Genomic DNA, 26,918 nt, shown 5'->3' with positions numbered 1-26,918 from the left:
TTGATCACCTTCTGCGACTGGTTTCACAACAGGAGACAACATGGGTGCCTTTTTGAACAACATGCCAGTTGGAAAACGCCTGGCAGCGGCTTTTGCGCTGGTGTTGGCGCTGTCGGTGGTCATCATCCTGGTCAGTTTGTCGCGGCTCAATGCGGTGGCTGAGGCCACCCAGCAAATGCTGGCCAACCCGATCAAAACCGAACGCATCGTGAGTGATTGGTACCGCAACATCCACACCGGTATTCGCCGAACCTCGGCCATTGCCTACAGCAGTGAACCAAGCATGGCGGAGTTTTTCGCCGAAGACCAGGCCCAGTCCTCCAAGAGTTCTGGGGTGCTCCAGAAAGCCTTGGATGAGCTGATGGACACGGACAAGGAAAAAGCGCTTTACGCCGCCATTCGCGCGCAGCGCCAAGTTTATGTTGACGCACGCGACGCCATTCTCAGCTTGAAGAAGGAAGGGAAAACGGAAGAATCCAAGCAGGTGCTGAATGACACCTTCGTCCCGGCCGGCAAAGGTTACCAGGCCAAGATCGAGGAAATGCTGGCTTTGCAGCGCCAGGAGATTGATGCGCTGGGCCAAGCCATCCAAGACAATTACATTGCCAGCCGCAACCTGATGGTGGCGCTGGAACTGATCAGTGTGTTGCTCAGCGTCATCGTGGTCTGGTTGCTGTCGGGCAGCATCACGCGGCCTTTGTTGCAGGCCAACACCATCGCACGCCAGGTGGCCGGGGGTGATCTCAGCACCCGCATCGACAGCCAGCGCCGTGATGAGCTGGGGCAGCTGCTGGGCAGTTTGCGCGACATGCAGGCCAGCCTGGTGAAGGTCGTCACCAATGTGCGCCAGGGCTCCGAATCGGTGGCTACCGCCAGCTCCGAGATCGCCCAGGGCAACCACGATCTCTCCAGCCGCACCGAGTCCCAAGCCAGTGCTTTGGAAGAAACAGCAGCGTCTATGGAAGAACTGTCCTCCACCGTCAAACAAAACGCAGACAACGCGCGCCAGGCCAACCAGTTGGCCCTGAGTGCCTCGACAGTCGCGGTGCAAGGCGGTGAGGTGGTTGCCCAGGTGGTTGACACCATGAAAGGCATCAACGAAGCCTCAAGAAAGATCAGCGACATCATCTCGGTGATTGACGGTATCGCCTTCCAGACCAATATCCTCGCTTTGAACGCTGCTGTCGAAGCCGCCCGCGCTGGTGAACAAGGCCGTGGTTTTGCGGTGGTGGCCAGTGAAGTGCGTAGCCTGGCAGGCCGTTCAGCCGAAGCCGCCAAGGAGATCAAAACCTTGATCAACAACAGCGTCGAGCGGGTTGAACAAGGCACTGCCCTGGTCGATCAAGCGGGCACCACGATGACCGAGGTGGTCAACTCCATCAAACGCGTGACTGACATCATGGGTGAGATCAGCGCCGCCAGCAACGAACAAAGCCAGGGTGTCAGCCAAGTCGGTGAGGCCGTCACACAGATGGACCAGGCCACCCAGCAAAACGCGGCACTGGTGGAAGAAATGGCCGCCGCCGCGTCCAGCCTCAAGTCACAAGCACAAGACTTGGTGCAGGTGGTGGCGGTGTTCAAATTGGGCGCCGAAGACCACGGTGTGTTGTCGGCACCCGCGCAGGTGCGCGCCAGCAGCCCCAGCCCGACGCCCTTCAAAAGGCCGGAGCGCCGCCAGGCGGGTGTCTCCAAGGGGGCAGCAGCCAGGGCGCCGGTACCCGCCAAACCCCCAGCCCCCAAGGCAGCCAGCAGCAGCGGTGGCGAAGGCGACTGGGAAAGTTTCTGACCCAGCGCCCCTGGCCTGTTGTCAATCGACAAACAGCGTCGCCGGGCACTCCAGAAAGCTGCGCACCCGCTGGATAAAGCGGGCGGCATTCATGCCGTCCACCACCCGGTGGTCGAATGAGCTCGACAGATTCATCATCTTGCGCGCCACCACCGCGCCGCCCAGAATCATCGGCCGCTCAACGATGCGGTTGGTGCCCACAATCGCCACCTCGGGGTGGTTGATGATCGGTGTGCTGACAATGCCGCCCAGTGCGCCCAGACTGGTGAGCGTCAGGGTCGAGCCGGTTAACTCCTCACGTGTGGCTTTGCCACTGCGGGCCGCTTGCGCCAGACGGCTGATCTCGGCGGCACAAGCCCACAGGTCCAGCGCCTCGGCATGCTGAATCACCGGCACCATCAAGCCGCCATCACTTTGCGTCGCCAGCCCCAGATGCAGGGCTGCGTATTGGGTGAGGATCCCAGCGTCATCGTCATACCTTGCATTCACCTCGGGAAACTCACGCACAGCCAGCACCAGGGCACGCACCAGCAAGGGCAGCAGCGTCAGGTGGCCACGGGTGGCGGCGTGTTGCTGGTTGAGTTGTGCGCGCAGGTGCTCCAGCTCGGTCACGTCGATTTCTTCGACATAGGTGAAGTGCGGAATGCGGCGTTTGGCCTCTTGCATCTTTTGTGCGATTTTGCGTCGCAGGCCAATGACGGGGATGGTTTTGATGGCCTCTAGAGGCGTGTAGCCCTTATTCTGTCTGGGTGGATCACTACTTTTGTTGGAGCATGTGGCCGGTTGCTCCAGGTCCGCATGGGTGATGCGCCCGGCGTCGTGGCTGGGCTTGATCTGCGCCAGGTCCAGCCCCAGCTCAACCGCCCGGCGCCGCACGGCCGGTGCGGCCAGCGGGCGGGAGGCGGTGGGGTTGCCCTCAGCCCGGCCCTCTCCCTGAGGGAGAGGGGGCGACTCTGGCTGGGTGTTACTCCCTCTCCCTGTGGGAGAGGGTTGGGGCGAGGGATCGGCGGTGGTCGGATTCTTTGTGGCGCTGCTTGCTTCAATAGGCATAGCTACCTGCCCTTGATCTACCTGGGTTGCAGCCGATTTGATATGAATAATGGGCGTGCCCACCGCCACCACCTGACCCACCTCGGCGTCAAGCGAGATGACGGTGCCATGCACATGCGAGGGGATCTCCACCGTGGCTTTGTCGGTCATCACGTCGGCCAGGATCTGGTCCTCGGTCACTTGGTCACCCACGGCCACGCGCCAGGCCACCAGTTCCACCTCGGCAATGCCTTCGCCGATGTCGGGCATCTTGATGTTTTGAATCGTCATGGCTTAGGCCTCCATCACACGTTGGAAGGCCGCCGCCAGACGCGCCGGGCCAGGAAAGTAGGCCCACTCCTGAGCATGCGGGTAGGGGGTGTCCCAGCCGGTGACACGCTCGATGGGCGCCTCCAGGTGGTAGAAACAATGCTCCTGGATCAGGGCGGAGAGTTCGGCGCCCAGGCCGTTGGTGCGGGTGGCTTCGTGCACGATGACACAGCGGCCGGTTTTTTTGACCGATGCCACCAGGGTGTCCAGATCGAGCGGCCACAGGCTGCGCAGGTCGATGATTTCGGCATCCACACCGCTTTCACGTGCGGCGGCTTCCGCTACATAGACCATAGTGCCATAAGCAATCACGGTGAGGGCTAAACCCGGTTTATACACAGAAGCGCTGTCCAGCGGCACGGTGTAATAACCGTCGGGCACCTGGCCCAGCGGGTGTTTGCTCCAGGGCACCACGGGCTGGTCGTGGTGGCCATCGAACGGGCCGTTGTACAGGCGTTTGGGCTCCAGAAAAATGACCGGGTCGTCGTTTTCAATCGCCGCAATCAGCAGGCCTTTGGCGTCATACGGGTTGGACGGCATCACCGTGCGCAGGCCACACACCTGGGTGAACATCGCCTCGGGGCTTTGGCTGTGGGTCTGGCCGCCGTAGATGCCACCGCCACAGGGCATACGGATGGTGATGGGGCAGCTGAAGTCACCCGCCGAGCGGTAACGCAGCCGCGCCGCCTCCGACACAATCTGGTCGATGGCCGGATAGACATAGTCGGCAAACTGGATCTCGACCACCGGGCGCAGGCCGTAGGCGCCCATGCCCACCGCCGTGCCCACAATGCCGCCCTCGGAGATCGGTGAATCAAACACGCGCTGTTTGCCGTGTTTCTGCTGCAGGCCTTCGGTGCAGCGGAACACGCCACCAAAGTAGCCGACATCCTGGCCGTAGATCACCACTTTCGGGTCGCGGGTGAGCATCACGTCCATGGCCGAACGCAGCGCCTGGATCATGGTCATTTGGGAGATACTGCCATTTTCCGAAGCTGAGTTCAGAGTCGGTTGGCCGCTGTGTGCCGTTGCCATGGGGAGGGTGTTGTTGTCACTCATTTCGAGGCTCCCAGTTCAGCGCGCTGACGGATCAGGTGGGCGGGCATGTCCTTGTAGACATCCTCAAACATGCTGGCCAGATCCAGCGCCTGGCTGTTGGCCAGGGTGCCGAATTGCTCGGCTTCTTTCTGCGCGGCCAGCACCTCGGCCTCCACCTCTTTTTTCAGCATCTCGTGATCGGCATCACTCCAGATGCCTAGCTGGATCAGGTGTTGTTTCAGGCGGGTGATCGGGTCGCCGAGTGGAAAACGCGCCACATCGTTGGCGGGCCGGTATTTGCTGGGGTCGTCGCTGGTGGAGTGGGGCCCGGCGCGGTAGGTCACCCACTCGATCAGGGTTGGCCCGAGGTTGCTGCGGGCGCGCTCCAGCGCCCAGCGTGATGCCGCATAACAGGCCAAAAAATCGTTGCCATCAACCCGGAGTGAGGCAATGCCACAGCCCGCACCACGTGCGGCAAAGGTGGTGCCTTCACCACCCGCAATCGCCTGAAAGGTTGAAATCGCCCACTGGTTGTTGACCACATTGATGATCACCGGCGCGTGGTAGACATGCGCAAAAGTCAGTGCGGTGTGGAAGTCGGCCTCGGCGGTGGCGCCGTCGCCAATCCAGGCGCTGGCCACCTTGTCATCGCCCTGAATGGCGCTGGCCATGGCCCAACCCACCGCCTGGATCACCTGGGTCGCGAGGTTGCCGGAGATCGAGAAAAAGCCCTGCTTCTTGCTCGAGTACATCACCGGCAGCTGGCGCCCTTTCATCGGGTCGCGGCTGTTGCTGTAGAGCTGGCAGATCATCTCGACCATGTTGTTGTCTTCGCGCGCCAGCAGCAGACCCTGCTGGCGGTAGGTCGGGAAACACATGTCACCCGCACCCAGGGCCAGCGCATGGGCGCAGGCAATGGCTTCTTCACCCAGGCACTGCATATAGAACGACATCTTTTTCTGCCGCTGGGCAATCAGCATGCGTGCGTCAAAAGCGCGTGTGAGCAACATGGCGCGCAGGCCGCGTTTGAGTAGAGCCGGGTCCATCTGCGGTGCCCAGGGGCCCACGGCTTGGCTCGCATCGTCAAGCACCCGGATCAGCGCAAACGCCAGGTCATTGGTCTGCGCGGCGGCCACGTCCACGGGTGGGCGGCGTTTGGCACCGGCTTTAGATAAGGGGAGGTAAGAGAAATCCGTGTCACAACCAGGGCGCCCGGTGGGCTCTGGCACGTGCAGGTGAAGCGGCTGGCGCTGGGGCATGTTTTTGTCTCCTTGCAAGTTTTTGTCTTGCTTCAGAATGAATCAACCGGCGCAGCAGCAGGCGGGTAGCCCATGTTTTGCCGGACCATGCAGCCAGTAGCGCGGGGTCACCGTCGGTCTGGCTGGCGTGGCAAGCATAGCGGATTTCGCCAGAAATTACCCCACACACCGGTGGGTTGACCACTGCCGCTAAGCTGCCATTTTTTTACAAGGAGACCACCGTGCTCAACCAGGATCAGACCCAGGACTTTTCTTCCCTGCTGCCAGGCCAGACGACGGATGCCGGCGCCAGCCGCCGCACCGCGCTCAAAGTCGCGCTGGGTGTGGGCTACGCCGCCGCGGCCATGCCGATCATGGCGCAGACCGCGATCAAGACTCCGGCTGAGGGCCTGCGCACCGGCGAAAGTGTCTACGACGTGGAGGGTTTCACGGTGCCGTTTTATTACGCGGCTCCTGAGGGCAAAACCAATCTGCCGGTGGTGCTGGTGGTGCATGAAATTTTTGGGGTGCACGAGTACATTGCCGACACCTGCCGCCGTTTTGCCAAGGCCGGTTACCTGGCGATTGCGCCTGATCTGTTCGCCCGCCAGGGTGATGCCAGCAGTTACACCCAGATGCCTAAACTGATGGCCGAGGTGGTCTCCAAAGTGCCTGACGCCCAGGTGTTTGCTGACCTGGACGGTGCCGTGGCCTGGGCCGGTGCCAACGGTGGCAACACCAAAAAAGTGGGCATCACCGGCTTTTGCTGGGGCGGGCGCATGACCTGGTTGTACGCAGAACACAGCAAAAACGTCAAAGCCGGTGTGGCCTGGTATGGCCGCCTGGTCGGCGCCGCATCAGACCTCACGCCCAAACACCCGCTGGACCTGGCGGCGGATTTAAAAGCCCCGGTGCTGGGTTTGTATGGCCGGCAGGACGGTGGCATACCGCTCACCACCATCAACCAGATGAAAGACGCGCTGGCCGAGGCGGGCGCCCGTGGCAACGCCGCCGCCAAAGCCAGCGAGTTTGTGGTCTACAAAGACGCACCACACGCCTTCCACGCCGACTACCGTCCCAGCTACCGCAAGGACGAGGCGGCCGACGGTTTTGCGCGGGCGCTGGCCTGGTTCAAGGCACACGGCGTGGCCTGAGCTGTTCACAGACCCGGGGCGCTGGCGCCTCAACAAAAAAGGGAGGCTTGGGCCTCCCTTTTTCATGGTGGGAAAAAATTCTGCGACTACCTTGTAATGCACAGTAGATGTGTTTATGATTCAGCTACCTTGCATTGCATAGTACATAAAACACCTTGTTACTCCCATCCAGACCATGAACTTGGCATTAAAAACCCAGCTACGCAAAGGCGCGATCGAGATGTGTGTGCTGGCCATCCTCCAACGGGCTGACAGCTACACCTATGAGCTGGTGCAGCAGCTCAGCGCCCACATGGCCATCAGCGAAGGTACGGTGTACCCCCTGATGCGCCGACTGCAGGACGAAGGCTGGGTGCAAACCTACCTGCAGGAGTCAGCAACTGGCCCGGCCCGCAAGTACTACCGGCTCAGCGCCAGTGGCGTCGAAGCCTTGGCCATGATGAGCCAGGAATGGCAAGAGTTTGTTGCCGAAATCAACAGCGTGTTACAGCCGCGCCCCACCAACCCCACCCAGAAAGGTGCTCTATGAACCGCGAAACCTTCCTTCAAGCCTTGTCCGAGGCGCTCTCAACCCTCAGCGCCGCCGAGCGCGACGAGATCCTGCAAGACTACGCCAGCTACTTTGCCGATGCCCTGGCCGACGGCCAGAGTGAGACCGATGTGGCGACCAAACTCGGTGACCCGGTCAAGCTGGCGCGTGAGCTGATTGCGCAGCGCCGCCTGGGTGCCTGGGAGTCGCGCCGCTCCCCCAAAAACCTGTGGGCCTTGTGCGCCGCCACCGCCGCGCTGGGCTTCATGAACCTGGCGCTGGCTGTGCCCTTTCTCTTCTATTTGGCGGTGTTGACGGTGTTGTCTGTCCTTGGTGGCAGCCTGGCGCTGGCGGGTCTGGTGTTGTTGGTGGTGGCCACCAGCCAGGGCCTGTTTGGCTGGCCGCCTGCCAACCAGTTTGTCCTCAACACCAGCGGCATCGGCCCGGTGGTGATCGACGCCAGTGTCAACCGCCACATACCCGGCATTCGCATCCAGGGCGCCGGTGCCGATGAACATGTGCGTGTGGAACATGGCGCCGACGGCGGGGTGACGATCCAGGCCAGCGAGGGCAACAAAACCTTCAGCCTGGAGAAAGGCGCCGATGGCTCGATCAAAAAGCTCGACATCCGCGACGGTGACCAGCAAGTCGAGTTGTCCCACCTGGGTCATTCGGGCCCTGGGACACATGCGGTGGTGGGGTTGGTGTTGTTGACCCTAGGTGGTCTGCTGCTGTGGTTGTGCCGCAGCTGGTTTGGCAAGTCGCTGCGCTGGCTGCGCAGCCACCTGGGTCAGCAGCTGCAGCACATCCAGAGCCTGGCGGCCTGAGGCCGCTGCAGCAGGTGAGGGTGCTTCAGCAGGCACCCGCCTGCAACCACCAGCGTCTTTGTTCAGACGCTGATTTGCTGCTTAAAAAGTAGCTGCTAGCCCTTGATTCATAAGGGCTAGAGCCTGATTTCTCATCAAACTAAGCCTTCTTGGCCCAGGCGCTGCACCAGCCTTTGGCGGCCACATGTTTGCCGGGGAACAGCGGACAGCCGCCCTCGGTGTCACTGGCCTGGCCCTGGAACAAGGCGCAGTTGGCGCAGTGGCTACCCGCCACAAAGTTTTTGTACTTGGCCTTGTCGGCCTGGGCCGCATCACTGACATAACCCAGGGCCAGGGCTTGTGGGTCTTTGGCATCCACCAGGGGCATCTTGGCCGAGGTAGCGGGCGCTGCTGGTGCTGCGGCCGGTGCCGGTTCTGCCATGGGTGCAGCGTCGGGCGCTGGCGCCGAGGCGGGTTCTGGTGCAGGCGGTGGTGGGGCCACCGGTGCGGGTTCGGGAGTGGGTGCCGGTTTGTCCGAGCAGGCTGCGATCAGGGTGAAACCTGCCAGCGAGAAATATTGGACGAAATGGCGGCGGTTGGCGGTTTTTTGCATGCTGGGCTCCTCAGATTGGAAAACCATGCCGGTTTGGCAAAGGGCAGCATACTGCCAAGTGCCGCCCAAAGTGTGTGCGTTTGTTCACACAGGCACCCGCGTCTGCGGATGGGGTGTTGAAAAATAAAGTGAAAAAAGAGGGTGAATTCCAGTTCATTTCTGCCGATGAGCGTTTATGAAGATCACCGAATCCGCCGTCGCCCTGCAAAGCCAGCACAGCAGCCTGTCCTGGCGCAGCACGCAGACCCGCTTGCGCGCCTGGGTTGGCCAAGCACCTTCGCCGCGCTCACTTGAGCGTGACGTGCAGCACACCCCGGCGGTGCGTGTGACGCTCTCGGACGGCGCGCGTCAGAAGCTGTTGCAACAAGCGCAAGCTCAGGCTGTCCCAGCGGGTGAGGCGGTATCCGACGGCGACATTCAGTCGCTGGCGCCGCGCCTGCGGGTGCTGATGGACATGGTCAAAGCCATCACCGGGCGCGAGGTGAAGGTGTTTGACGCACGTGATCTGCAAGCCCAAACCAGCGCCGAGGTGCTGTCACCGCCCGCAGCAGCCAGCAGCACCCAGGCGGCAACGGCACCGCAAGCGGCTGGCTGGGGCCTGGAGATCAATGCCAGTGAACACATTGTCGAGGCCGAATCCACCCAGGTCAGCGCCCAGGGTGTGGTCAAAACGAGTGACGGCCAGACGATCCAGTTCAGCCTGCAATTGGCCATGAGCCGCAGCTTTGTGCAAGACAGCAGCCTGTCGATTCGCGCGGGTGACGCGGTGCGCCAGGACCCGCTGGTGATCAACTTCGATGGCACTGGCGCCCAGCTGAGCGACGCGCAGTTTGCTTTTGACCTCAATGCCGACGGCCAGACCGAGAACATCGCGTTTGTGGCCGGTGGCAGCGGCTTCCTGGTGCTGGACAAAAACAAAGACGGCCAAGTGAACAACGGCACCGAGCTGTTTGGCCCCAGCAGCGGCGACGGGTTTGCCGACCTGGCCCAGTACGACCTGGACGGCAATTTGTGGATCGACGAGAACGACGCGGTGTACAGCCAGTTACAAGTCTGGCAAAAAAACGCCGATGGTCAGGACAGCTTGACCAGCTTGGCCCAGAACGGTGTCGGCGCCTTGTACCTGGGCCGGGTGGCCAGCCCGTTCTCCGTCAACACGGCCAGCAACCAGACCCTGGGCCAGGTGCGCAGCACCGGTGTGTTTTTGTACGAATCGGGGGCCGCTGGCACGCTGCAGCAGGTGGATTTGTAGCCGTAGGCTTTGAGGTCTGCTCAGGCCTTTGGCCTGTCGTTCAGCATCTTTTTGGCCGCTAGCCCTTATATATCAAAGGTCAACAGCTATTTATTCTGAAGTGCCAGTGTTCGCTGCATCTCTTCGGCAGTTGTTTCCATGGCCGTGACCAACGCATCCCGCAAGGGGTGCGGCGCCGCCAGCTCGGGCAGCAGCAGACTCACCTGAAAGGCGATGGCCACACTGAGCGGCCGTACCAGCAGCTCCGGGCCAGCCAGTGCCAATGCGGTCAGCGGGTTGACGATGGCCACCCCCAGCCCCTGGCGCACCATCGCGCACACGGCGGCGGCGCTGGCGGTCTCCAGCACCATCGTGCGGCTCACACCGGCCTGGGCAAACATGTGATCAATCGCTTGGCGGTAACTGTCATCGACGGCCAGACTGATAAAACGCTGCCCCTCAAAGTGTTGGGGTGTCAGCACGTCAAACCGGGCCAGCGCATGGCCCCGTGGCAAAACCGCCACCTCGTTCACCTGCAACAGCGGCTTCAGCGTCACGCCAGTGGGCGCCTGTTGCGTTTCACTCAGGCCCAGATCAAACCGCTGCTCACTCATGGCCTGCTCCAGCCAGGGTGACTCTTCCGGGAAGATGCTCACCGCCGCCTGTGGCAGCGCTTGCGTAAACGCCCCCAGCGCACTCGGCACAAAGGCCTGGGCCAGCGCAGGCAGGCAAGCCAGGCGCAGTCGCCCGGTGGACATGGTTCGCAACTCCTGCGCTCGTGCGGCAATCTGATCGAGCCCCACAAACGAGCGCTCCACCTCCTGCATCAGCGCCAGTGCCCGCACCGTGGGGCGCAAGCGGCCCCGCACCCGGTCAAACAAATCAAAACCCAGCAGGTACTCCAGCCGCGCCAGTTCGCGGCTCAGGGTCGGCTGGCTGGAGGTGGTCACCTCAGCGGCGCGGCTCAGGTTGCCGTGTTGCATGATGGCGCGAAAAATCGCCAATTGGCGGTGGGTAAGGGCAGGGGGCACAGCCCCTTGTGATGCAGGACACATGCGTGAATCAGGGCTTGCGCTTGCCAAACACCTTCCAAAAGGCGCTGAGTTTCCCGCCGAAGGACAGCCGTTCGTTGGACATGGCCTCCAGAAAAGCGGACAGACGTTGGGACCGGGACACGGCGTACAACACCAGCGCCACAAACACCGCTGTCGCCACCAGACCGTGTAACACGCGCTCAGATACCGGAGCGTCGCCAAAGGCGATGATGTTCATGCCGAAGTAGCCGGTGGTCACCGTGGCAATCAGACCCAAAATGGTGATCACCGTCAGGCGGACCACCGTGTTGGACTGGCGCCGCTGCGAGTCACTGTCGAGGTACTGGCTCATCTCCCGGATTTCGTCGCGCACCTCCTCATACAGGGCGTCGTTGCGCAAATGGTTGGAACACATCCGGAAGGTGGCTTGTACATGGGGACGCTCAGAGAGTTCGTGAAACCAGTAGCGGTGCGTGAAACGCAAAAAGGTCTCGAAATTGGCGCGAATCCGGCGTTTGAACAGGCGCACCGAATCGTCGTCGCGGATATTGAGGGCGTTGACCGCACCAATCAGCACATCTGAAAAAACCAGCAGCGACGCACGGTGCAAATGGGCAATCAGGAATATCAGGAAATACTGGTGCCGAAACTGCGCCAGCACACCGCGTTCACCATCCACAAAAAAAGGCAGGTTGGCATCCCCCACCACGGTCAAAGAGTTGCCGGTGCAGATAAAACGGGTGTGGGGGCCAGAGCGCAGGCCGGTCCAGAACCGGTCCTGGCAGTAACGCTGGTCAAACTCCTTGACACTTGGGTCGTTGACCGGTACCGCCTCCTCGGGGTGCAACTGCGAAGCCAGTCCGAGCCGGACCCAGTCGTCCGCGGTCAGCGAGGTGGGGCGCTCAAGCGCCAGATAAGCCATTACGGGCATGCGGTGGTATTCAATCAGCCGAAAGCGCAGCTCGCCGGGCTCCTCCGAGTGCGCCAGCACCAGAGGACGCAGCAAGCGGGCCCAATGTTCAGAAATGCAGGGGCTGCGATGCTGGCAGACATAACTCAGATATTTCTCACGCCGCTGGGTGTCGGAGCGTGCCACCACCTGACCATCGGGGCCCAGCCACTCGGCTAAGTGGGCGTTGTGCAGCCCGTCGCCACCTTCTTCCCAACCCGATGGGTAGGCGCGGCCAAACCGGAACAGGACGTCGCGGGCCGTGTCCAGCGGCAGATCGTGTGCATTGACCTCCAGGTTCAACTGAACCAGATCCAGGTCGTCAAAAAAATAGAGGTCGATGTGAACAATGTGCAGCTCAATCGGTGTCTGACCCTCGTGCAAGGTCAGACGCAGACCCGTGATGTCGTTGCGCCGGAAAATGTGCATCGGTGACCGACCCACCTGTGGGTCTGCCGAGCCCTGGGCGCTGCGCGCCTCACCATACAAAAAGCGTTGCACATAAGGCAGAAACGACACAAATTCGCGGTAATGCCGCTCATGGAAACCGCTGGGGTCGTCTGTGAACTCGTCATCGATCCGGCGCCAGGCCCGTGCCTGTTCACTGCGTTCGAAGGCCTCCCAATGGCGGCCGCGAGACCGGGTGTCTGGCAGGGGTTCAATTTGCAAAGGCCAGACCAGGCTGGCATGAAACAAACGCACCAGTTTGTCAGCGACCGTGTGTTCTTGTGGCGACAGCATGCAGCTCATTTCCCGTCAAGGTTTGTTGGGATTAAATCATATCCGTATTGAATGGTATGAGAACAAAATTGGCATTGATTGAATAGCTTAGGGTGGGCATCATGCCCCCATGAACCCATTTACCCCCGACACCCTGGCCAGTTTGGCCCACACCCACGGCACACCGCTGTGGGTCTATGACGCTGCCACCATCGAACGACAAGTGGCCGCACTGCGCTCCTTTGACGTGATCCGCTTCGCCCAGAAGGCCAATTCCAACACCCACATCCTGCGCCTCATGAAGCGCTGTGGTGTGAGTGTGGATTCGGTCTCTCTCGGTGAGATTGAACGTGCCCTGGCCGCAGGCTTCACACCCGGTGTGCATAACGGCCATGCCGAGATCGTCTTCACCGCCGACCTGCTGGACCGCACCACGCTGGCCCGCGTGGCCGAACTCGGTGTGCCGGTGAACTGCGGCTCCATCGACATGCAGGACCAGCTGGGCGCGGTCAGCCCCGGCCACCCGGTGTGGTTGCGCATCAACCCCGGTTTTGGCCACGGCCACAGCAACAAAACCAACACCGGCGGTGAACACAGCAAACACGGCATCTGGCACGGTGATTTGCCCCAGGCGCTCGACAAAGTGCGCGCCAACGGCCTCAAGCTGGTGGGCCTGCACATGCACATTGGCTCGGGCGTGGATTACAGCCATTTGCAGGAGGTGTGTGGTGCGATGGTGGCGCTGGTGCGCACCGTCAAGGCGCAGGGTCTGGACCTGCAGGCCATTTCGTCCGGCGGCGGCTTGTCGATCCCGTACCAGGCTGGTGAGCCGCAGATTGACACGGCGCACTACTTCAGCCTGTGGGACGCAGCCCGCCAGCAGATTGCCGCCCTGCTGGGCCACCCGGTGGCGTTGGAGATAGAGCCGGGCCGTTACCTGGTGGCCGAATCCGGCGTGCTGGTGGCCGAGGTGCGCGCCGTCAAAGACCAGGGCAGCGCCCGTTTTGTCTTGGTGGATGCCGGTTTCAGCGACCTGATGCGCCCGGCCATGTACGGTAGTTATCACGGCATGGAGCTGATTCACGCCGACGGCACAGCCGCTGCCGGCCCGACGTATGAGACGGTGGTCGGCGGCCCGCTGTGTGAGTCGGGCGATGTGTTCACACAAGGCGAGGGTGGTGTGGTGTTAACCCGCGTGCTGCCGCAGGCCCAGGTGGGTGACCTGCTGGTGATCCACGACACCGGCGCGTATGGCGCGTCGATGTCCTCCAACTACAACACCCGGCCTTTGATCCCCGAGGTGCTTGTTGAAAATGGCCAGCCTCGGCTCATTCGGCGCAGACAGACGGTGGCGGAGTTGTTGGCGTTGGAGGCGGTTTAAGCCGCATGGGTTGGTAGATTTGGGAAGGCAAGGTAAGATTCAAATCTTACTTTTCCACGAAAGGGCATCCCATGCAACTGACCTTGTTGTCCAGCAAAGGGCAAGTCATCATCCCCAAAGCACTGCGCGATGCACACGATTGGCAGGTTGGCACGCGGCTTGAAGTGATTGACACGGTTGAAGGCGTGTTGCTCAAACCGGTAGTGGCCCGCCAGACCACGGCTTTGCCAGAGGGTCTGGCCGCCATCCGCAGTCGGGTGGCTTACAAAGGCCCGGCGGTCAGCCTGAAAGACATGAACGCCGCTGTGTTGCAAGAAGCCAAGAACCGAAACCAGAACTGATGGCTGCGCTTGACACCAACGTGGTGATTCGCCTGCTGGTAGGCGACGATGACGCGCAAGCCACTGCCGCCGAGAAGCTGGTGGCTGCCGAGCCCTGCACGGTGGCCATGTCCGTCCTAATGGAATGTGAATGGGTGTTGCGCGCCTGTTATGCGCTGAAGGCGCCAGTGATTGAAGCCAGTTTTCGTGACTTTTTAAACCTGGAAAACATCAGCGCTGCCGATCCGGTATTGGCACAGCGTGTGCTGGATGCTTATGCCAAGGGGCTGGATTTTGCCGACGCACTGCATGCCGCGCAGTGCGCCGAGGGCCAGAAGTTCGTCACCTTTGACAAAAACTTCGTTCAGCGCTCGGGCAAAGCCGGGCTGCGGGGGGTGACTTTGTTGAAGGTGTGAGGCGGGACACTGGCGTTTGCGGCGCGGCGATGTCCTCATCCGGTCGCTGATCCAGAAGTTGCTTGCGTTGGAGGCCGTTTAGGCTTTTGTTGAAGCCCTTCGTGGGTGTGGTCCGGGGCGCGGGCTGGCCGAAAGCCGAGGCCTCATGACGCTTCGCTTTTTAAAATCGGCCTCAACTTCCGCCCAGCCCACACCCCTGGGTTGGTTGGCGTACCCGGTGTGCTGTGCTACTACAAGTTGGGGGCAAGATGCAGGGCATTTGATGTCCGGGCCAGAGGCAGCCAAAACATTGGTCAGTTAGAAATCCTGCGGTGTTAACCGTTCAACTCAACCTTGGTAAGGCCAGTGGCTGTTGGGCAATGCCTGCATCAAACCGGCTGATGGCTTGCAACATTGAGGCAGCTTGGACTTTCAGGCTGTCTGCCGCCGCCGAGGATTCCTCCACCAAAGCCGCATTCTGCTGGGTCATTTGTTCCAGTTCGTTGATTGCTTGATTGATTCGCAAAACTTCATGGCGTTCGCTCTCGGATGACTGGGCAATTTCAGCAATTATGTCGCTCACGCGGGAAACCGACACCACCAAATCCTGAATGGTTGCACCTGCAGTGGCGACCATTTCCGAACCTGTTTCGACATTGTTCACAGATGCATTGATCAGCTGCTTGATTTCCTTGGCCGCCTCGGCCGAACGTTGTGCCAGGCTGCGCACTTCACTCGCCACGACCGCAAATCCACGGCCTTGATCGCCTGCCCGGGCCGCTTCCACAGCGGCATTCAATGCGAGGATATTGGTCTGAAAGGCAATGCCATCAATGACTCCGATGATGTCTGATATCTTGCGTGAGCTCTCGGTAATGGTTTGCATGTTTTGTACAACATCCGCAACGACCTGACCACCGCGCTGGGCAATGGCAGAGGCTGTGCCGGCCAGCTCATTGGCACTGCGGGCAGATTCTGACGACTGAGTGATAGTTTCCTGCAGGTGCTGAATGGCCGCATTGGTGCGTTGTAGGCTGATGGCGCTTTCTTCTGTTCGGCTGGACAAGTCCAGGTTGCCTGCAGCAATTTCGCCACTGACACTGCTCACATTGCGTGCGCTGTCTTGGACTTGGCCAATCAACTGCCGCAAGGCGTGCGTCATGTTGATCAGGCTGCGTTGCAGCACACCGATCTCATCCTGACGGTCTTGGGTCACTTGCATCGTCAAGTTGCCATGACCCACTTTCTCCATCACATGACCAACCATTTGCAGCGGGCGAGTGATGCTGCGGGTGATGACGATGGCCAGCACGATGCCCAAGACAGTGGTCAAGGCAATGAGCGCTGTGCAGAGTTGAATCGCTGTGCTGTAAATGGCTGCTGCGGTTTGTTCAGCAGCCAAAGCACCTTCCTGGTTGTATTTGATCAAGCTTGTCAGTGCCTGTTCCGCACTGCCCATGACTTTTGCGAGCGCTTCATTCAGAGCATATAACTGGGCTTCATCTCGGACCTCATTGGCTTTCATGAAGTTCAGCAGATTGGCAGACCCTGTGGCGATATCCGCGACCCGAAGCTGCAGAGTGGAAAACAGTTCTTTCTCATCTGCAGGCATGGCACGCTGCGCATAGGTGGCCAGGATTTTTTCTATGTTTCCAGCGTGTCGTTGAATATCTTTTTCACGGGTGGCGACTTCTTCGATTTTGCTGGTTGGGAGCAGGCGCAGCTGCGCGCGGCGTGTGCTGTGCACAAAATGGCGGACTTCATTCGTCTCTTTGATCCCCGCGAGCCAGCGCTGAGTCAGAGTCTGCGTGCCACCATAAACCGTGCGCAATTGATACAGACTGAAGAGTGATGTGCTGATCGAAAGCAACAAAATGACCAGAAAGGCGATCCCGAGTTTTGTGCCTATGGAGGCTGTTGATCCGAATTTCATGTTTGTCCCCTTCTTTTTAAACTTTCGAATGACTTCATAGTTGTGCGAGAACGCACAGTTACGCCGTTGGTGAATCGCCCGGTTTCGTGGAGGCTGGATAGTTAAAGTGAAACTGGAGTTTCGGCCTTCTCGGCGAGCTGCCGGTAGAAGGTGACCTCGGCCTTGGCAGGTGGAATATACCCAATAGATCCAGGTCGATGGTGGTTGAACTAGTACATCCACTCAAAGGTGGTCACAGCCAGGGATATCTTGGCTTTCCACGGGGCACGGTGGTGAGTCAACTCGGCCTTGTACCGACCATTGATCGTCTCTGCTAAGGCGTTGTCATAAGAATCGCCCTCGTTGCTCACTGAGGGCTCTATGCCTCAAAGACGTCAACCACAAACACCACATGGCGTCGATACCCGGACGGGGCAATCTGCATGACCTTGCAGATCGGCTTGACCCCGTAGGTGTGGTGGTGCTGGTCAACGATCGCTCTCAAGTTCGGGGCATCACCCACCCGATCAAACCAAATTCAAAAAATCCAGCGCCTCATCCAGATGCTGGTCAAAGTCACTCAGCGCGTGGTCGCCGCCGGGTAGCAGTTTGATGGCGGCGCCAGGGTAGTGGGCCAGCATTTCGCGCCAGTCCAGCACCTCGTCACCCTTGGCGATCACCGCAAAGTAGCGCTCGGGCTGGCTGATGTGGGGGATTTCCTGGGCGATGAGTTCGTCCACGTGGGACTGGTCAAACGTGAAGTGTTGCTCGGGGTCGTGCCACAGGCTGTGTTCACCAATTTGTGCAGCCAGGTCGCGTGCGGGTTGGATGGCGGGGTTGAGCAAGACCGCTTTGCAGCCCAGGCGCTCGGCCAGCCAGGTGGCATAAAAGCCGCCGAGGGACGAGCCCATGACGGCCATCGAATCTGTCGGCCAATCGTTGATGGCTTGTAACACCTGGTCCATCGCCTGTTGGGGGGAGGGCGGCAGCGCCGGGCACAGCCAGGTCACGCCGGGGTGGCGCCGCGCCACCGCAGCGGCGGTGAGGCGCGCCTTGGTGGATGACGGTGAGGAACGAAAGCCGTGTAAATACAGCAGGTGGGTGGTGGGCATGGTGGCGGGTGGGTTCAACCTTGGGCCGTGGGGCGGCTGGGGTTGCTACACCAGTCGCTCCAGCTGCCAGCGTACAAAGCGGCGCGGCCCAGGCCGGCGACTTCCATCGCGATGATGTTGGGCACGGCGCTGACACCGCTGCCGCAATGGTGCACCACAGTGGCCGGGTCGCGTCCGGCCAACAAGGCCTCAAACTCAGCGCGCAACTCGGCGGCGGGTTTGAAGAAACCCTTGGCGTCGAAGTTGTTGGGAAACGGGCGGTTGAGCGCGCCGGGAATGTGGCCGGCCACTGGGTCCAGCGGCTCCACCTCGCCGCGAAAGCGCGGTGCGCCACGGGCGTCGATCACGGTCTGGCTGGGTTTGCCGAGTTGTTTAACTATCGAATCTGCAGCTACCAGTCCAGCTTTTTCGGGGGCTAGAGGGTAATTGGATGTTTGAGGTGTGGGGCCAGGGCCGGTTTCTAACGGAGCACCGGCGGCGGTCCAGGCGGGCAGGCCACCGTCGAGCACTGCCACCGCTTCGTGGCCCAGCCACTTGAGCATCCACCACAGGCGGCCCGCGTAGTTGACGCCTTGGCGGTCATACACCACCACCTGCCGCTCGGGTGTCAGGCCCATGCTGCCCAGCCAGGTGGCGAAGGTCGCGCGTGAGGGCAGCGGGTGGCGGCCACCGCTGGCGGCGTCGGGGGCGCCTTTGGCGCTCAAATGCCGGTCCAGGTCGGCACGCAAGGCGCCGGGAATGTGGTTGTCCAGGTACTGCGCGTCGCCCGCGGTGGGCTGCATCAGCTCGAAGCTGCAGTCAAAAACAAGGGGCGGCTGGCTGCTGGCCAGCAGGGTTTGCAGTTGGGCTACGGAGATCAGGGTGGTGTACATCGGGTGGTTCCTGCGTGGTGTCTTCAGACGGGCATTTTAGGAAGCCGGGCCGCGTGTTTAATGCTCGTCGGCGGGGGCGTTGGGCAGTGCGCGGGTCCGCAGCACGGTGGCGGTGACCCCGCTGACCAGGATCATCGCGATACCTGCCCAGCCCACGGCGGTGATCTGTTCACCAAACAGCAGCAGGCCATAGCCGCCCGAAAACACGATGCCCAGGTAGGCCAGGTTGGCCACCAGCAGGGTGGAACCACGGCTGTAGGCGCGGGTCATGGTCCATTGGCCCAGGGTGGCCAGCACCCCAATCGGCAGCAGCCAGGCCAGCGCCTGCCAGCGCACGCTGCTCCAGGGCGTGAAGCCCGTCCACAAGGAGCCTGCCAGACCGACCAGCAGGGTGCCAATCGAGAAGTAAAACACCACCCGGCCTTCGGGCTCACCAATACGGCCCAGCGAAGCCACTTGCAGCAGGGCCATGGCCGCGCCCAGACCCGAGAGCAGGCCAATCAGCCCGGCAAACAGTTGGTTTTCTGCCAGCGAGGGTTGCAGCAGCAGAATCACCCCGGTAAAACTCACCAGCACCGTGGCCATCAGCATGCCCTGGTTGCCGGGTTTGCCGTACAACACCGCGCCGCCAATCACAAAAGCGGCCATCCAGACACCACTCATGTAGTTGAGGGTCATCGCGGTGGCCAGCGGCAGGTGGGCGATGGCATAAAACCAGCAGACCATCGAAAACACCCCGATCATCGAGCGCCAGGCGTGCATGAACGGGTACTTGGTGGCAATCGACACACCGCGCGAGCGCAGCACCATCCCCATGAACACCACACTGATCACACCCCGGTAGAACACCAGCTCAAACGCGTTGAAGTCCGCTCCGGCCATCTTGACGCCGACGGCCATGGTGGCAAATAAAAAGGCCGCCAGGACCATCCACAGGGCTTGCATGGTTTTATAAGTAAAAAGTGCCTCTAGCCCTTATGTAATAAGGGTCAGGTGCTATTGAAGTTATGGGAATCACAAGGCCATCTGGCGGCGATACCACGCGTGAAAGTGTTGCATGCCGTCTTCCATCGGGCTCTGGTAGGGGCCGACCTCGTTGTCGCCGCGCATCAGCAGCGCCTTGCGGCCAGCGTCCATGCGTTCACCGATTTCATCGTCCTCGATGCAGGTTTCCATGTAGGCGGCCTGCTGGGCTTCGACAAATTCGCGCTCAAACGCCTGGATGTCCTCGGGGTAATAAAACTCGACCATGTTGAGGGTCTTGTCAGGCCCCATCGGGTGCAGGGTCGATACCGTCAACACATGCGGGTACCACTCGACCATGATGTGTGGGTAGTAGGTGAGCCAGATCGCGCCCTGCTGCGGCGCTTGGCCACCACGGTAGGCCAGCAGCGCCTCTTTCCAGCGTTTGTAGACGGCCGAACCCGGCCGCTCAAACGCGCTGGACACCCCCACGGTCTGCACCGAGTAGTGTTCCTTGAATTCCCAGCGCAGGTCGTCACAGGTGACAAAACTGCCCAGCCCCGGGTGGAACGGGCCCACGTGGTAGTCCTCCAGATAGACCTCGATGAAGGTTTTCCAGTTGTAGTTGCAGGTGTGCAACTCCACCTTGTCGAGCACAAAACCCGAGAAGTCGAGCTGCGCGCGGGTGTCCATGTCGGCCAAGTCTGCCGCCACGTCACGCGCGCCGGGGCCTGCCTCGAACAGCAGGCCGTTCCATTCCTGCAGCGGGTAGTTGGTCAGGTTCAGGCACGGGTCTTGGGCAAAGTGCGGCGCACCAATCAGCGTGCCTGCGGGCGTCTGACCATTGGCCGCGTAGGTCCAGCGGTGGATTGGGCAGACCACGTTGTTGGCGGAGCCGTCGGCGTTGAGCGAGCCACGGCCCTTGAGCATGACCGCCTGGCGGTGGCGGCAGACGTTGGAGACCAGCTCAATGCCTTTGTCCGTGTGGATCAGCGCGCGGCCTTCGTTTTCTTGTGGCAGGGCGTAATAGTCGCCCACGTTGGGCACACTGGAGGCATGGCCCACATAACGTGGTCCCCGCTGGAAAAGGGTTTGCAACTCGCGCTGGTACAGCGCGTTTTCAAAATAAGCTGAAACTGGTAGTTGGCCGGTGGCCTGCTGCAGTTGAAGACTTAAATCAGACATGGGTGACCTGACCTAAAGACTCCCCACAGGGAGATGCACAAGCAAAGTGCAGAGTGAAAAAAACCAGCCGAAGCTGGCGCGAAAGCGGGCCGATTGTAGCTGGGGTGCTTGAAACACCTGGGTTTGTCAGCCTTCTGGCGCAAAACCGAAGTTGTTGCGGCTGGCAGATTTGACGCGGTACATCGCGTTGTCCGCGCTGCTCAGCAGGGCGTCGGCGCTGTCGCCGTTTTGCGGGTACAGGCTGATGCCCATGCTGAGCTGGATTTGGCACAGGTGGCCGTCAAAAAACCAGGGCTCGCGCATGCTGTCGATCAGCTTTTGCGCCACCCCGGCCAGCTGCTCGGCTTGCACCTGGTTATCCAGCAGCACCACAAACTCATCCCCGCCGAGCCGCGCCACGGTGTCGGTCTGGCGGGTGTGCTCCAGCAGGCGCTGCGCCACCCATTGCAGCGCCGCGTCCCCGGCCTCGTGGCCCCACCGGTCATTGATGGCCTTGAAATGGTCCATGTCGATGAACATCACCGCGAGCTGGCTCTGGGTGCGTTTGGCACGCGCCACCGCGTTGTCGAGCCGCTCAATGAACAGGCGCCGGTTGGGCAGGCCGGTGAGGGGGTCGTGGCGCGCCAGGTGTTCGAGCTCCTGCCGATTGGCCTGCAACTCGGTGAACTGCTGGTGGATTTGTTGTTGCATGCCATCAAAACTGCGTGCCAACTGGCCAATTTCGTCCTGGCGTGTGAGGGGCAGGCCCAGGATGGGTTGCCCGATGGAAAAACGCGCCACCGCGGTGCTCATGGTATTGAGCGGGCGGGTGACCCAGCGCGCCAGCAGCAAGGCCAGCGCAAAACCGACCAGCCCCAGCGCGCTGGCAATCTGCAGGATGGTCAGGCCCAGCGCGTGGGAGCGTTGCAACACACTGCTGCGGGGTTGTGCCAAGCCCAGAAAGCCTGTGTTGTCAACCCCGGGCACCTTGAATTTGTTGGCGGTGAAGGCGGCCACCACCGGCACCTGCGCATGTTGGCCACTGTCGGCTTCGAGCACCACTTGGTCGACCCGACCGGCCACCAGGTCCTGGGTGGCCGGGAACTCGTCTTGCAGCAAAACCCGGCGCCCGGTATCAAAACCAAAGGTGCGGGTGTTGTCCGGGTGGATCAGGAAGTCGCCCTCGCGGTTGGCCAGAAACAGCTGGAACTCAGCGGGCAAATCAGCCGCCAGCCGGGAAAACGCGCCTTTGAGGTCAATGTTGATCACGATCACACCAAGCGCCTGGCCCTGGGCATTGACCACCGGTGAAGCCAGCAGCACGGTGGGCTGGCCCAGCCCGGCATGGGCACCACGTTCGTGGTTGATCACGGTGCGCGACTGGTAGTTGCTGCCAGCGGGCATCTGCAAGGTGTCGGACACGTAGGGGTAGTGGCCTTTCTCCTGCAGGTCATCCCCCTCAATGCGCAGCAGGTGCTGGCCGTCGCGGTCCACCCGCACACGCTCCAGGCCTGAGTCGCTGGCGGAAATCAGCCGGATCTGGAAGTAGCCGGGGTTGGCCGCCATGATCAGCTCGAACAGCGTGGCCAGCTGGTCGGCCTGGGCCGCCTGCTGGTGCGGCGGGTTCTGTAACAGCGCCATGCTGGCCGGGTGTTTGGTCAGCACCTGCAGGTCTCGTGAGGTGTCGAGCCGGATGTCTTTGACGCGCCGCCCCACCACCTGGGTGGCGGTCATCAGCTCGTCCTTGGTGGCCTGCACCAGCAGGTTACGCGCCACCTGGAAGGCGTACAGGCCGGTCATGCCCGCCATCAGCAGGCTGACCAAGGCCAACACACTGCCCAACCGGGTCGCCAGCCCCCACTTCATGGGCCCAGCACCCTGGCGGCGCGGTCACCCGAATAAATGCGTTCCCACAGCTGCTGGCGCCGTTCGCTGTTTTCCACCGGCTCCAGCCAGACCAGGCGGTCCTGGGGCTGCAGGTGGGCGGGTTCGGACATGGTGTTGGCCAGGCCTTGGCGCATTTCCAGGGCCTGGCTCGGGGCCGGTTCGAGCAGGTAGTTGATCCAGGCATGTGCCAGCGCCGATTTTTGGGTCGGGCGCAGGATGGCCCAGGTGTCGAGCCAGGCCAGCGCCCCTTCTTTGGGGATGGTGTAGCCCACGTCGGCACCGGCGCGCCTGAGCAATTGCAACTGTTGTGAACCGTAGTTGGCCAGCATCAGGGCGGCTTTTTTGTCGCGGAACAGCTCCACCGATTCGTCAGGCTGGGTGTAGAAGCCCAGCACATTGCGGCGCAGGGCAATCAGCTGGTTCACCGTGTTTGTCCATTGGTTGCCAGCCAGCTGGAAGGGTTTGGGGTTGCCCAGTGACTGGGCTGCCAGGGTGAAGTTGTGGCTGCTGCTGTTGTACACCAGCACCTTGCCACGGTAGCTGGGGTCCCACAAGGCGGTCAGCGAGCTGGGCGGGGTCTTGATTTGCTGGCGGTCATAAATCAGGCCCATCTCGGCGTAGGTGTAGGGCACACCAAACACCTGGCCTTGGTGCACCAGGCCCTTGATGCGCTCCAGCTCGCGAAACCGTGGCAATTGGCGGCGGGTGTTGGGAATCCTGGCGAGGCTGATGGGGGAGACCAGCCCGGCCTGGATGTAGCGCTGCAGCTCGGCGGTGTTGACGGCAAACACGTCAAAGTCCTGCCCCTTGTTTTGCTGCACCCGCTGCCACAGGGCTTCGTCCGAGTCGATGAAAGTGACATTGACCTTGTGCCCGGTGCGGGCTTCAAAGGCCTTGACCAGGTCGGCGTCGGCATACCCGGGCCAGCTCAACACCCGCAAGATCTCGGCACCGCCGAGCGTGGGTAACAACAGGGCCAGTAGCAGGCCCAGCCAACGCCACAGTTGCAGGGGTGTTTTGAAGCAATTCACAGAGACGTTTTTAATAGTTTGATTTTTATCAACGTTTTGCCAAGGCGTGATGATCGTACCTGCTTTTGGTGTCAGCTTGGATGAACCTGCCAGCGCCTAAAATGCGCCACTTTGCACTTAGGAATATTCGCCGATGGCTACAGCTTCCAAACACGGCCCTGCGGCGCCTGCCAGCTACGAAGCGGCTTTGCAGGAGCTTGAGCAGTTGGTCGCCCGACTCGAGTCGGGTGACATGCCGCTGGAGCAGTTGCTGACCCAGTACCAGCGTGGTGCCGAGTTGCTGGCCTTCTGCCGCGACCGGCTCGAGGCGGTGCAAGCCCAGGTCAAGGTGCTGGACCAAGGTGTGTTGACAACCTGGACCTCTGACGAACAATGAGCCCTACTGCCGCTTTTCCCCTGGACCTGGCTGACTGGATTGGCCACCAACTCGCTGCTGTCGAACAGGCGCTGGACCAATGGGTGTCGGTGGATGCCTCGGCCGATCTGGAGCACCAGGCCCCGGTTGAACTGATGGCTGCCATGCGTTATGCGGTGCTCGATGGTGGCAAGCGCCTGCGCCCGCTGCTGGTGCTGGCCGCGTTTGAGGCGGTGCAGTCGGGTCTGTTGTCCCAGGTGGCCAGCGCCAGTGAGGAAGCGGTCACCGTGCCTGGCGCCTTGGAGCAGGCCACTGGCCCCTACCAGGCTGCGCTGCGGGCCGCCTGTGCGGTGGAACTGATCCACGCTTATTCCCTGGTGCATGACGACATGCCGTGTATGGACAACGATGTGCTGCGCCGTGGCAAACCCACAGTCCACGTCAAGTTTGGTGAAGCCAGCGCCTTGCTGGCGGGTGATGCCCTGCAGGCGCTGGCGTTTGAGCTGCTGACACCCGATGACGACTTGCCTGCTGCCCAACAGGCTCACCTGTGCCGCCTGCTGGCGCGCGCCGCGGGTTGCACCGGCATGGCGGGTGGCCAGGCGATTGACCTGGCCAGTGTCGGCCTGCGCCTCACCGAGAGCCAGCTGCAGGAGATGCACCGCCTGAAAACCGGTGCCCTGCTCAAGGCCAGCGTGATGATGGGGGCTGCATGTGGTCACACCAGCGCCACCACCTGGCGCGCCTTGCAGGAGTTTGGCGCCGCCATCGGGCTGGCATTCCAGGTGGTGGACGATGTGCTTGACGTGACCGCCGACTCGGCCACCCTGGGCAAGACGGCGGGCAAAGATGCCAACAGCGACAAACCGACCTATGTCTCCCTGATGGGCCTGGACGAAGCCAGAGCCTTTGCCCAGAACCTCAAGACGCAGGCACTGCAGGCGCTCCAGCGCAGTGGTCTGGCCGATGTGCGGGCCTTGCAAGGCTTGGCCGAGATGGTGGTGGATCGGACCCACTGAGTGCCTCAAATTCATAAGAAAAGTGCCTCTAGCCCTTATGTAAAGAGCGTGAGTAGCTATTTAAATCAGAGCATCTATTCATGAAAAACATGTACCCCCTGCTGCAGACCATTGACACGCCAGACGATTTGCGGCGGCTCAACCGCTCGCAGCTGGAGCCGCTGGCACACGAGTTGCGCGCTTTTTTGCTCGACAGCGTGGCCAAAACCGGTGGGCACCTGAGCTCCAACCTGGGTACGGTGGAACTCACGGTGGCGCTGCACTACGTGCTCAACACGCCGTATGACCGCATCGTCTGGGACGTGGGCCACCAGACTTACCCGCACAAGATCCTGACCGGGCGGCGTGACCGTATGCCCAGCCTGCGCCAGCTCGGCGGCCTGAGTGGTTTCCCACGGCGTGACGAGAGTGAGTTCGACACCTTTGGCACGGCACACTCCAGCACCTCGATCTCGGCGGCGCTGGGCATGGCCCTGGCCAGCCGCCTCAAGGGCGAAGACCGCCACGCGGTTGCGGTGATTGGTGATGGCGCCATGACCGCCGGCATGGCGTTTGAGGCGCTCAACAACGCCGGTGTGGCCGACTGCAACCTGCTGGTGATCCTCAACGACAACGACATGTCGATCAGCCCGCCGGTGGGCGCGCTCAACCGCCACTTGGCCAAGCTGCTCAGCGGCCAGTTTTATGCGGCTGCCAAAAATGCCAGCAAAACCGTGCTCAAAGGCGCGCCGCCCCTGTGGGAGCTGGCCAAACGCTTTGAAGAGTCGGCCAAGGGCATGGTCAAGCCGATCACCTTGTTCGAGAAGTTTGGCTTCAACTACGTCGGCCCGATCGACGGCCACGATGTGGACACGCTGGTGAGTGTGCTGGAGAACATCAAGCAGCTCAAGGGACCGCAGTTTTTGCATGTGGTCACCAAAAAAGGCCAAGGTTACAAAATGGCCGAGGCCGACCCGGTGGCCTACCACGGCCCGGGCAAGTTTGACCCGGCGGTGGGGCTGGCCAAAGCCAGTGGCCAGGCAAAGATCACCTTCACCGAGGTGTTTGGCAACTGGTTGTGTGACATGGCGGCCACCGACAGCCGATTGGTGGGCATCACCCCGGCCATGCGCGAAGGCTCGGGCATGGTCGAGTTTGAAAAGTTGTTCCCCAAGCGGTTCTTTGATGTGGGCATTGCCGAGCAGCACGCGGTGACCTTTGCTGCAGGTCTGGCCTGCGAAGGCCTGAAGCCGGTCGTGGCGATCTATTCCACCTTCTTGCAGCGGGGCTATGACCAGTTGGTGCACGACGTGGCCCTGCAGAACCTGCCGGTGGTGTTTGCGCTGGACCGCGCCGGGTTGGTGGGTGCCGACGGTGCCACCCATGCGGGTGCGTATGACATCCCGTTCATGCGCTGTATTCCCAACATGAGTGTGGCCTGCCCGTCGGACGAAAACGAATGCCGCCAGCTGCTCAGCACCGCTTACGCCCAGGAAGGGCCGGTGGCGGTGCGTTACCCACGTGGCGTGGGGGCCGGAGTGGTGGTGTCGCGTGCGCTCGAGACCCTGCCGGTGGGCAAGGGTGAGATCCGTCGCACCGGCAAAAAAGTGGCGCTGCTGGCCTTTGGCACGCTGTTACACCCGGCCTTGCAAGTGGCGGAGGTGCTGGACGCCACGGTGGTCAACATGCGTTGGGCCAAACCGCTGGACACCGAGCTGTTGCTGCAGATCGCTGCCGAGCACGAGGCCCTGGTGACGCTGGAAGATGGCTGCATCATGGGTGGCGCAGGCAGCGCGGTGCTTGAAGCGCTGGCGCAGGCCGGGCTGGCCAAACCGGTGTTGCAGCTTGGTTTGCCCGACCGGTTCATCGAACACGGTGACCCGCTCAAACTGATGGCCATGCTGGGCCTGGACGCGGTGGGCATCGAGGCCTCGGTGCGCGCTCGCTTTAGCGCCATTTACCCCGCAAACTGAGGTGTTCAGACGACAAGGCACGGGAAAACCCGGGCCTTGTCGCTGGGGTCCGCTCCCTAGAATGACTGGCGAACTTGCCCAGCGCGTGCTGTGTTGGC

Annotated in this window: 24 protein-coding genes and 1 pseudogene; 11 read left to right on the top strand and 14 right to left on the bottom strand. The window is 61.5% G+C overall.

Annotated features, from left to right (window positions below; translation table 11 throughout):
• Positions 1-40 precede the first annotated feature (40 nt).
• On the top strand, positions 41-1,786 hold the full coding sequence (locus FDG13_RS19835; RefSeq protein ID WP_180132385.1) for a methyl-accepting chemotaxis protein: 1,746 nt from the start codon (positions 41-43) through the stop codon (positions 1,784-1,786).
• Between the two features lie 21 nt (positions 1,787-1,807).
• Here FDG13_RS19835 and FDG13_RS19830 read toward each other — a convergent pair whose 3' ends face one another.
• From FDG13_RS19830 to FDG13_RS19820, 3 genes are all read right to left on the bottom strand, one after another.
• Positions 1,808-3,106 (bottom strand): dihydrolipoamide acetyltransferase family protein, encoded by a 1,299-nt coding sequence (locus FDG13_RS19830; protein WP_180132384.1) that lies wholly within the window; start codon positions 3,104-3,106, stop codon positions 1,808-1,810.
• Between the two features lie 3 nt (positions 3,107-3,109).
• A complete protein-coding gene (locus FDG13_RS19825) occupies positions 3,110-4,114 on the bottom strand; it encodes an alpha-ketoacid dehydrogenase subunit beta (RefSeq protein WP_218942830.1) in 1,005 nt (334 codons plus the stop codon).
• An 86-nt stretch (positions 4,115-4,200) separates the two neighbouring features.
• On the bottom strand, positions 4,201-5,442 hold the full coding sequence (locus FDG13_RS19820) for a 3-methyl-2-oxobutanoate dehydrogenase (2-methylpropanoyl-transferring) subunit alpha (RefSeq protein WP_180132383.1): 1,242 nt from the start codon (positions 5,440-5,442) through the stop codon (positions 4,201-4,203).
• Positions 5,443-5,663: 221 nt separating this feature from the next.
• Here FDG13_RS19820 and FDG13_RS19815 point away from each other — a divergent pair, with 221 nt between their 5' ends.
• From FDG13_RS19815 to FDG13_RS19805, 3 genes are all read left to right on the top strand, one after another.
• Positions 5,664-6,575: a dienelactone hydrolase family protein gene (locus tag FDG13_RS19815; protein ID WP_180132382.1), complete on the top strand. Its 912-nt coding sequence runs from the start codon at positions 5,664-5,666 to the stop codon at positions 6,573-6,575.
• Positions 6,576-6,750: 175 nt separating this feature from the next.
• Positions 6,751-7,104, top strand: a complete 354-nt coding sequence (locus FDG13_RS19810; RefSeq protein ID WP_180132381.1) for a PadR family transcriptional regulator — start codon at positions 6,751-6,753, stop codon at positions 7,102-7,104.
• Positions 7,101-7,931 (top strand): DUF1700 domain-containing protein, encoded by an 831-nt coding sequence (locus tag FDG13_RS19805; protein WP_180132380.1) that lies wholly within the window; start codon positions 7,101-7,103, stop codon positions 7,929-7,931. The genes FDG13_RS19810 and FDG13_RS19805 overlap by 4 nt, the downstream gene beginning before the upstream one ends.
• Before the next feature lie 139 nt (positions 7,932-8,070).
• Here FDG13_RS19805 and FDG13_RS19800 read toward each other — a convergent pair whose 3' ends face one another.
• Entirely contained in the window at positions 8,071-8,298 is a 228-nt protein-coding gene (locus FDG13_RS19800) for a high-potential iron-sulfur protein (RefSeq protein WP_242473388.1), read from the bottom strand.
• Between the two features lie 400 nt (positions 8,299-8,698).
• On the opposite strand from FDG13_RS19800, the gene FDG13_RS19795 reads away from it, so the two are divergent.
• Positions 8,699-9,775 carry a VCBS repeat-containing protein gene (locus FDG13_RS19795; RefSeq protein ID WP_180132379.1) on the top strand — a complete coding sequence of 359 codons (1,077 nt, stop codon included), beginning with the start codon at positions 8,699-8,701 and terminating at the stop codon, positions 9,773-9,775.
• 86 nt (positions 9,776-9,861) lie between these two features.
• Here FDG13_RS19795 and FDG13_RS19790 read toward each other — a convergent pair whose 3' ends face one another.
• Together FDG13_RS19790 and FDG13_RS19785 are read right to left on the bottom strand one after the other, a co-directional pair.
• Positions 9,862-10,785, bottom strand: a complete 924-nt coding sequence (locus FDG13_RS19790) for a LysR family transcriptional regulator (RefSeq protein ID WP_370528261.1) — start codon at positions 10,783-10,785, stop codon at positions 9,862-9,864.
• Between the two features lie 31 nt (positions 10,786-10,816).
• A complete protein-coding gene (locus FDG13_RS19785) occupies positions 10,817-12,478 on the bottom strand; it encodes a CorA family divalent cation transporter (RefSeq protein WP_180132377.1) in 1,662 nt (553 codons plus the stop codon).
• Positions 12,479-12,587: 109 nt separating this feature from the next.
• Here FDG13_RS19785 and lysA point away from each other — a divergent pair, with 109 nt between their 5' ends.
• The 3 genes from lysA (at position 12,588) to FDG13_RS19770 (ending at position 14,574) form a co-directional block, all read left to right on the top strand.
• The gene (lysA, locus tag FDG13_RS19780) at positions 12,588-13,838 is read left to right on the top strand and encodes a diaminopimelate decarboxylase (protein ID WP_180132376.1); all 1,251 of its coding nucleotides are present in this window, start codon (positions 12,588-12,590) and stop codon (positions 13,836-13,838) included.
• A 71-nt stretch (positions 13,839-13,909) separates the two neighbouring features.
• On the top strand, positions 13,910-14,179 hold the full coding sequence (locus FDG13_RS19775; protein ID WP_180132375.1) for an AbrB/MazE/SpoVT family DNA-binding domain-containing protein: 270 nt from the start codon (positions 13,910-13,912) through the stop codon (positions 14,177-14,179).
• A complete protein-coding gene (locus tag FDG13_RS19770) occupies positions 14,179-14,574 on the top strand; it encodes a type II toxin-antitoxin system VapC family toxin (RefSeq protein ID WP_180132374.1) in 396 nt (131 codons plus the stop codon). Before FDG13_RS19775 ends, FDG13_RS19770 begins: the two co-directional genes overlap by 1 nt.
• A gap of 322 nt (positions 14,575-14,896) precedes the next feature.
• On the opposite strand, the gene FDG13_RS19765 is transcribed toward FDG13_RS19770, so the two are convergent.
• From FDG13_RS19765 to FDG13_RS19735, 8 genes and pseudogenes are all read right to left on the bottom strand, one after another.
• Positions 14,897-16,486, bottom strand: a complete 1,590-nt coding sequence (locus FDG13_RS19765) for a methyl-accepting chemotaxis protein (protein ID WP_180132373.1) — start codon at positions 16,484-16,486, stop codon at positions 14,897-14,899.
• A 101-nt stretch (positions 16,487-16,587) separates the two neighbouring features.
• Positions 16,588-16,851, bottom strand: a pseudogene (locus FDG13_RS21235) (integrase core domain-containing protein); the annotation flags it as partial.
• 141 nt (positions 16,852-16,992) lie between these two features.
• Positions 16,993-17,577: a YqiA/YcfP family alpha/beta fold hydrolase gene (locus tag FDG13_RS19760; RefSeq protein WP_180132372.1), complete on the bottom strand. Its 585-nt coding sequence runs from the start codon at positions 17,575-17,577 to the stop codon at positions 16,993-16,995.
• Between the two features lie 14 nt (positions 17,578-17,591).
• Positions 17,592-18,449, bottom strand: coding sequence for a sulfurtransferase (locus FDG13_RS19755; protein ID WP_180132371.1), 858 nt, complete (start codon positions 18,447-18,449; stop codon positions 17,592-17,594).
• 57 nt (positions 18,450-18,506) lie between these two features.
• A complete protein-coding gene (locus FDG13_RS19750) occupies positions 18,507-19,394 on the bottom strand; it encodes a DMT family transporter (protein ID WP_180132370.1) in 888 nt (295 codons plus the stop codon).
• 69 nt (positions 19,395-19,463) lie between these two features.
• Positions 19,464-20,597, bottom strand: coding sequence for an aromatic ring-hydroxylating dioxygenase subunit alpha (locus FDG13_RS19745; RefSeq protein ID WP_180132369.1), 1,134 nt, complete (start codon positions 20,595-20,597; stop codon positions 19,464-19,466).
• 126 nt (positions 20,598-20,723) lie between these two features.
• A complete protein-coding gene (locus FDG13_RS19740) occupies positions 20,724-22,442 on the bottom strand; it encodes a GGDEF domain-containing protein (RefSeq protein WP_180132368.1) in 1,719 nt (572 codons plus the stop codon).
• Complete coding sequence (locus FDG13_RS19735; protein ID WP_370528260.1) at positions 22,439-23,494, bottom strand: extracellular solute-binding protein; 1,056 nt, start codon at positions 23,492-23,494, stop codon at positions 22,439-22,441. Before FDG13_RS19735 ends, FDG13_RS19740 begins: the two co-directional genes overlap by 4 nt.
• A 133-nt stretch (positions 23,495-23,627) precedes the next feature.
• Between FDG13_RS19735 and xseB the strand changes: the two genes are divergently transcribed.
• From xseB to dxs, 3 genes are all read left to right on the top strand, one after another.
• Positions 23,628-23,870, top strand: coding sequence for an exodeoxyribonuclease VII small subunit (gene xseB, locus FDG13_RS19730; protein WP_180132367.1), 243 nt, complete (start codon positions 23,628-23,630; stop codon positions 23,868-23,870).
• Complete coding sequence (locus FDG13_RS19725; RefSeq protein ID WP_180132366.1) at positions 23,867-24,868, top strand: polyprenyl synthetase family protein; 1,002 nt, start codon at positions 23,867-23,869, stop codon at positions 24,866-24,868. The genes xseB and FDG13_RS19725 overlap by 4 nt, the downstream gene beginning before the upstream one ends.
• An 80-nt stretch (positions 24,869-24,948) precedes the next feature.
• Positions 24,949-26,820, top strand: a complete 1,872-nt coding sequence (gene dxs, locus FDG13_RS19720; protein ID WP_370528259.1) for a 1-deoxy-D-xylulose-5-phosphate synthase — start codon at positions 24,949-24,951, stop codon at positions 26,818-26,820.
• Positions 26,821-26,918: the final 98 nt, after the last annotated feature.

The sequence above is a fragment of the Rhodoferax sp. BLA1 genome, assembly GCF_013416775.1.
Lineage (GTDB): Bacteria > Pseudomonadota > Gammaproteobacteria > Burkholderiales > Burkholderiaceae_C > Rhodoferax.
The sequence above is the reverse complement of the archived record's forward strand: the minus strand, read 5'-3'. Positions and strand labels throughout refer to the sequence as shown.